Origin of the sequence: Saprospira grandis DSM 2844 (assembly GCF_000275825.1) — a bacterium.
Lineage (GTDB): Bacteria > Bacteroidota > Bacteroidia > Chitinophagales > Saprospiraceae > Saprospira > Saprospira grandis_A.
The window spans coordinates 4,362,411-4,364,653 of record NZ_JH719942.1 but is presented as its reverse complement, the minus strand read 5'-3'; the positions used below and the strand labels follow the sequence as shown (position 1 = coordinate 4,364,653).

2 protein-coding genes are annotated in these 2,243 nt (G+C 48.5%); both read left to right on the top strand.

The window, feature by feature from the left end:
- The first annotated feature begins 481 nt into the window (after positions 1-481).
- A complete protein-coding gene (locus SAPGRDRAFT_RS19360; protein ID WP_002661172.1) occupies positions 482-1,126 on the top strand; it encodes a pentapeptide repeat-containing protein in 645 nt (214 codons plus the stop codon).
- Positions 1,127-1,252: 126 nt separating this feature from the next.
- A complete protein-coding gene (locus SAPGRDRAFT_RS19355) occupies positions 1,253-1,807 on the top strand; it encodes an AAA family ATPase (RefSeq protein WP_002661170.1) in 555 nt (184 codons plus the stop codon).
- The last annotated feature ends 436 nt before the right edge of the window (positions 1,808-2,243 follow it).

Genomic DNA, 2,243 nt, shown 5'->3' with positions numbered 1-2,243 from the left:
TTGGCCTCAACGCCTTTGTCTATCCCAACTTTTTCTTAGCAGGCTTTGGCATCATGTCTACCTACACCCTCGGCCAATGGCTGATCGTTTGGGCCTACCCAAAATTAAATAGTTAGTGCTGTTTTTGGGGCCTCCGCAGCAAAGCTGCGGCGCTACGCTTTGGGGCTCGCAGGTCTGCTCGGCCCTGCGGCGGCTTTGCCGCCTGGGTCTGGCCTGACGGCCACCCCGCCGCATCGCTAGGCCAAATAGGAGCTCTGCGCTTCGGCCAGCCTTTGATAAAAATTTTAAGCTAGTCAAGGCATAGCCCTAGCTATGGGGAAGAAAAATAAGGATGAATAGCTGGAAATTAAAGCAAAGGATAGAAGTGGCAGGGCTTTTATTTGGCCTTTGCCGCTCATCCGCTTTTCTAGCCCCGCTTTTTTATTGCACGCTATTTGTTATCTGCTGGGCTTTAGCTATCTTTTGACAAAAAATAACGACCATGAAACAGACACTTTCACTCTTTAGCCTCCTCCTCATTTGCTTGTTTAGCTTTTCTACTGGCCTTTTGGCCCAAGAAGAAAGCGAAATGGACGAGCAGCAATACCGCATGCTCAAAAAGGGCAAAAAATATTGGGATGCCTACCGCAAAAATTTTCCCGATAAGGCCATCAACCTATCTGGCGCCGACCTCTCGGGCATGAACCTCTCTAATATGGACCTCTCTGGGGCCAACCTCAGCGAAGCCGACCTAAGAGGGGTAAACTTCTATGAAACTGTCTTAGAAGAGGCTAACCTTTCTGGTGCCGACTTTGGCGAGTTTAACGGCAAAGTGGCCGAACTACGCCGCACCAATCTCAAAAATGCCGACCTGAGTATGGCCGACCTCACTGGGGCCCGCCTACGTAAAGCCAATTGTGAAGGGACCAACTTTACGGGCGCAAGCTTGGTAGGCGTAAACCTAGAAAAAACAAATTTGGAAGGAGCGAGCCTGCGCGAAACAGATATGGAAAATACCACCTTCTACCGCACTATCCTCATTAAATGCGATATGACAGATGCCGAAAACCTAGAAACCGCCAAAATGGAAGAGGTGATTCGCAAAAAAGAAGATATGTATATTCTGGACCAAGCCGACTATCGCTAGGGAAATAAAAAAAGCGAAAAGCCCCAAGACCTAAAAGGTCTTGGGGCTTTTTTTTCTTCTAGACCTAAAACTTGCCTTTTTCTACAAAAAATTGTTGCTTTGTAGCTTCTTAAACCAAAGCGCAGCATGAACGGAAAATTACACCTTATTTTGGGCCCGATGTTCTCGGGCAAGAGTACCCTCTTACTCACTCGCTACCGCCGCTATCGGATTGCGGGAAAAGCTTGTTTATTGGTGAAATATGCCAAAGACCGCCGCTACGACGATTCTGCAGCCATGATTGTAACGCATGACAAACTGCGATATGAAGCCACAGCTTGCACAAAATTAGCAGAACTAGACGATCTGGTCCAGGATTATGACGTTATCTGTATTGATGAAATCCAGTTTTATCCCGATGCGGCTGATTTTGCCGACCGTTGGGCCAATCAGGGCAAAATTGTAGAATGTTGTGGCCTCAGCGGAGACTACAAAAGAGAACCTTTTGAGCAAATCAGCCGACTGATTCCCCGCTGCGATGATATTACGCATGTAAAAGCGGTTTGCAAAAGCTCGGGCTTAGACGCGCCTTTTAGTCAGCGCTTTTCTTTGGAAGAAGAACAGGAGGTGATTGGAGGAGCTGATAAGTATCAGGCGGTGTCTAGAGCGGTTTATTGGCAGCAACAAAAGAAAGAAGAATAAAAAAATAGTTAACTTCCTGCCGAAGGGCTTGGTCCAAAAGGCGCGAAGCGCCCGCCGGCCACAACAAAGCCTTTAGGCTGCAGTTCGACGACCATAGGGAGTAACCGATGTGCAGCAGTGCGGCGCAGTCGCAGACCAAGTCCGTCAGGCCGCAGGGCCGAGCGATCCGACCAACGGGAGCCGACGCAGCGAAGCAAGTAACAGCGAGCTGCGACAACCAGCCCCTATAGGGGCGCCAGTTCGACGACCATAGGGAGTAAACGTAGGGCCGCAGCGCAGCTGCGGAGGCCCCTATAAAAAACTGTACTAAAATCGCCATACTTATATATAGAAGTTGTAAATTGCTTTTTTATGACCTAAAAAATCAAGATTCATGGCGACTCGTCAAGAGAAAGATTCTATCGGATATGTAGAAGTGCCCGCCGACAAATATTGG

What these genes read in the sequence shown, in the direction of transcription:
- SAPGRDRAFT_RS19360 (WP_002661172.1), top strand. Translation starts at nt 482, where the DNA reads ATGAAACAGACACTTTCACTCTTTAGCCTCCTCCTCATTTGCTTGTTT.
- SAPGRDRAFT_RS19355 (WP_002661170.1), top strand. Translation starts at nt 1,253, where the DNA reads ATGAACGGAAAATTACACCTTATTTTGGGCCCGATGTTCTCGGGCAAG.